The 3,529-nt window shown below is 68.3% G+C and carries 3 protein-coding genes and 1 pseudogene; all 4 read right to left on the bottom strand.

The window, feature by feature from the left end; genetic code table 11:
* Window positions 1-430: 430 nt before the first annotated feature.
* Window positions 431-1,639, bottom strand: coding sequence for an Ig-like domain-containing protein (locus AB0M80_RS44095; RefSeq protein WP_364576521.1), 1,209 nt, complete (start codon window positions 1,637-1,639; stop codon window positions 431-433).
* A 103-nt stretch (window positions 1,640-1,742) separates the two neighbouring features.
* Window positions 1,743-2,612: a patatin-like phospholipase family protein gene (locus AB0M80_RS44100; protein WP_364576522.1), complete on the bottom strand. Its 870-nt coding sequence runs from the start codon at window positions 2,610-2,612 to the stop codon at window positions 1,743-1,745.
* A 38-nt stretch (window positions 2,613-2,650) separates the two neighbouring features.
* Window positions 2,651-3,298 (bottom strand): DedA family protein, encoded by a 648-nt coding sequence (locus tag AB0M80_RS44105; RefSeq protein ID WP_364576523.1) that lies wholly within the window; start codon window positions 3,296-3,298, stop codon window positions 2,651-2,653.
* A gap of 44 nt (window positions 3,299-3,342) precedes the next feature.
* A pseudogene (locus AB0M80_RS44110) lies at window positions 3,343-3,529 on the bottom strand (lipoyl synthase); the annotation flags it as partial.

Consider the following 3,529-nt stretch of genomic DNA (forward strand, 5'->3'; position numbering starts at 1 on the left):
CCGAAGGGTTGTGGGAGAGTAGGACACCGCCGAACTTAACCAATGGAAAGGCCCCGGTCGAGAACCCCACAGGTTCTCCCGGGGCCTTTCCCCATACCCAAAACATCCTGCCAGCCCTCTCACACGACTTCCGGCCCTGATCACGCGACTTCCGGCTCCAATCACGCGAGTTCCGCCTTGAGTCACGCCGATCCGGCACCGGATCACCGGATCACGCGAGCCGGCGGGGCCAGGCACGGAACTCACGGGACTCAAGCCCGAACTCACGTGATCGAAACCCGATCTCGCGTGATTGAAGACGGAACTCACGTGACTGGGGGCGGAACTCGTGTGATTGAGGACGGATCTCACCTGCGCGCAGGGGCAGGTGGGGGTGGGTAGGGAAAAGGGGTCAGGAGCGGAGCTCCTGACCCCTGACGGGGTGGCTGGGTTACTTGATGGCCGAGCCGGCCTGCCAGTCGGCCCAGGACTTGGACCAGTCGCCGTACAGGTCCCAGACCGGGAGCTGCGGGCCACCGGAGTTGGTGACCTCCACGACGTCGCCCAGGCCCATGTTCTGGAAGAACCACTGGGCGTTCGCGTCGTTCAGGTTGATGCACCCGTGCGACACGTTCGCGCTGCCCTGCTGGCCCACGCTGTTCGGGTTCTCGTGGACGAACTCGCCGTCGTTGGAGATGCGCTCCGACCACTTCTCGTTCGAGCGGTACGCTTTCGGGTCCGGCGGGCAGACGCCGTACGTGCAGGAATCCATCGTGTAGTTCGCCTGCTTGTCCGAAATCACGTGCGCACCCAAGTGGGTCGGCGTCGCGTCCTTGCCCATCGAAATGGGCATCGACTTGACCATGGCGCCGTTGTGGAAGATCTGCATCTGCTCGCTGTTCCCGTCCGCCTTCGCGATCCAGGAATCGTGCACCTTGTACGTTTCCGTACGGTCCTCCGCGCCGAACACCCCGCCGCCGAAATCGACGCCGTAGATCTTCGCCGTCACCTTCAGCGTGGTGCCGGCCTTCCAATACTCCTTCGGCCGGTAGTGGACGTTCGAGTCGTCGATCCAGTACCAGCCGCCGTCCTGCTTCGGGGTCGACTCGACCGTCAGCGCCTTTTCGACCGCCGCCTTGTCCTTCACCGCGATCTTGCCGAAGCTGAACACGATCGGCTGCCCGACGCCGACGCCCGTGCTCGCCACCGCGGACGGCGCCGGGATCAGGTTGGCGTTGGCCTGCTTCTTCGGCGACAGCGTCGTGATCTGGTTGTCCTGCTCGACCGGCTTCCCGTTGGTGCCCTGGGCGTGCGCGACGATCTTGTACGTCGCGCCGTAGCCGAGCGGCTCGCTCGATGTCCAGCTCGACCCGTCGGCCGCGAGCTTGCCGGCGACGGTCTTCCCCTTGGCCGCGTTGGTCACCGTGACGTCGAGGAGCTTCCCGTTGGCCGCCTTGACGACGATCGGCAGCGCCGGGTTGACCGCCGTGCCGCCCGCGGGCTCGAACGTCACCGCGACCGGGGTTTCGGACGCCGAGGCGGACCCCGACGCAGGCGTCCCACCGGCGGACGAGCCGCCGTCGTCACCGGAGCAGGCGGAAACCAGCAGTGCCCCGGCGAGGATTCCGGCGACCGAAAGTAAAATCTTCTTGGGGAGCATATTATCTCTTTTTGGGAATTGGGGTCGGCGGGCATTCGTCATCAAAACTACGCGATAGCGATGACGTTCTTGCCGGCGGATCGGTGCATCGGCGTGACGTGGATCACGTGATGACGAGGCCGGGAGCGCCGTAAAGTCCCGGCCCGTTCACCGAAACCGCGCCGAGGAACTCCCGCGCCGCCGTGTACGCCTCTTCCGCCAGTGCTTCGGTGTGCCCGAAATCCAACGGGTTCACACGTACCGGCGCCGGCCCCGGCAGGTACAGCACCGGCACCTGCGCGCCCGCCAGTGGCGCCTCCAGCACGGCCTGGTTCCGCATGCTGATCATCGCGGTGAACATCATCACCTCGGCGAACGTCCGCGGTGCGCCCGGCAGCTTCCCGGGGAACGCGCAGTCGAGCACCACCAGGGACTTCGCCCCCATGGCCAGCGCCTGCCGCAGCGGCACGTTGGCGACGAGCCCGCCGTCGTACAGCAGGTGCCCGTCGTGCTCCACCGGCGGGAAGATCCCGGGGATCGCGCAGCTCGCCAGCAGCGGCTCGAGCAGCCGGCCGGACCGGATCAGCAGTGGCTCGGCCGTGTCGACCTGCGTGGTGACGACGCCGAGCGGCAGCGCCAGGTCCTCGAAGCGCGTCTCGGCGCCGAGGTGGTCGGAGATGATCGCCGTCAGGCCGCTGTTGGGGAACAGGTGCGTCTTGCTCTGCGTCAGCGTCCGGACGCGGCTCAGCACGCCGCCGGGGAACGCTTCGTCGCGCGTGATGCGCGCCCAGATTCCGTGCAGCCGCGTGAGCGCGTCTTCGCCGGACAAGGCCAGCACGGCCGCGTTGAGCGAACCGACCGACGTGCCGGTCACCAGGTCCGGCGCGATCCCGGCTTCGGTCAGGGCACGCAGCATGCCGACCTGCATGGCACCGAGGCTGCCGCCCCCGCCGAGCACGAAGCCGACCGGCCGGGGGAGATCCGCGAGACTCATGCCGCCGAATGTAGTAACCCCGCAGGTCGGGCGGGTGGTCAGGGCACGCGTTCCGGCTCGCGCTCGGGCGCCGCGAGCGCCTTGCGCTTCTTGAGGCGCAGCAGGAAGAACACCGCCACCGAGGCGAGCACGCCGACCGCGATCAGGCCGCCCGTGTTCAGGGCGCCTTCGATCCGCTTGGCGGCTTCGCCCAGGGCCGCGCCGATGCTGATGTGGACCAGCGACCAGCAGAACGCGCCGGCCGCGGCGGCCGGCAGGAACTTGCGGAACGGCAGGCCGGACGTCCCGGCCGCCGCCGGGGTCAAGGTCCGGATCACCGGCAGGAACCGGGCGAAGAACACCGCCCAGGCACCTCGGCGTTCGAGGACCCCGGTGGCCTTGTCCCAGCCCTCCAGGCCGTACTTGCGGATCAGCTTCGTCTCGCGCAGCCGCGGCCCGAAACGCCGGCCGATGACGTAGCCGAGCGCGTCGCCCGCCGTCGCGCAGAGGGTGACGACCAGCCACAGGGCCAGGAACCGCGGGAGGGTGTTCGCCGTCGTGGCGGCGATGAGCAGTCCGGACTCGCCGGGGGCCAGGAAGCCCAGCCCTATGGTGCATTCGGCGAACACCAGACCGCCGGTCGCGGCGACGAGCCCCGGTTCCGGGAGTCCTTGCAACCAGCTGAGGAGGTCCGAAACCAGGGCCATGCCGCCACTTTACCGATCCTTTAAGGATGGTGGGGTGACGTGGGTCACCGCGCGAGGAGCGACGCCGCTTCCTGGGCTGCGGGACCTTCGGACGTCAGGTGCTGCAGGTTCTCGGGCAGGACCTCCCCGCGGTGGGCCTTGGTCTGGGCGTAGAGCCGTCCCGCGCGGTACGACGACCGCACCAACGGCCCGGCCATCACACCCGCAAAGCCCATCGCCTCCGCAGCCTTC

This window comes from Amycolatopsis sp. NPDC051045 (genome assembly GCF_040682955.1).
Classification (GTDB): Bacteria; Actinomycetota; Actinomycetes; order Mycobacteriales; family Pseudonocardiaceae; genus Amycolatopsis.

What these genes read in the sequence shown, in the direction of transcription:
- AB0M80_RS44095 (WP_364576521.1), bottom strand. Translation starts at nt 1,639, where the DNA reads ATGCTCCCCAAGAAGATTTTACTTTCGGTCGCCGGAATCCTCGCCGGG.
- AB0M80_RS44105 (WP_364576523.1), bottom strand. Translation starts at nt 3,298, where the DNA reads ATGGCCCTGGTTTCGGACCTCCTCAGCTGGTTGCAAGGACTCCCGGAA.
- AB0M80_RS44100 (WP_364576522.1), bottom strand. Translation starts at nt 2,612, where the DNA reads ATGAGTCTCGCGGATCTCCCCCGGCCGGTCGGCTTCGTGCTCGGCGGG.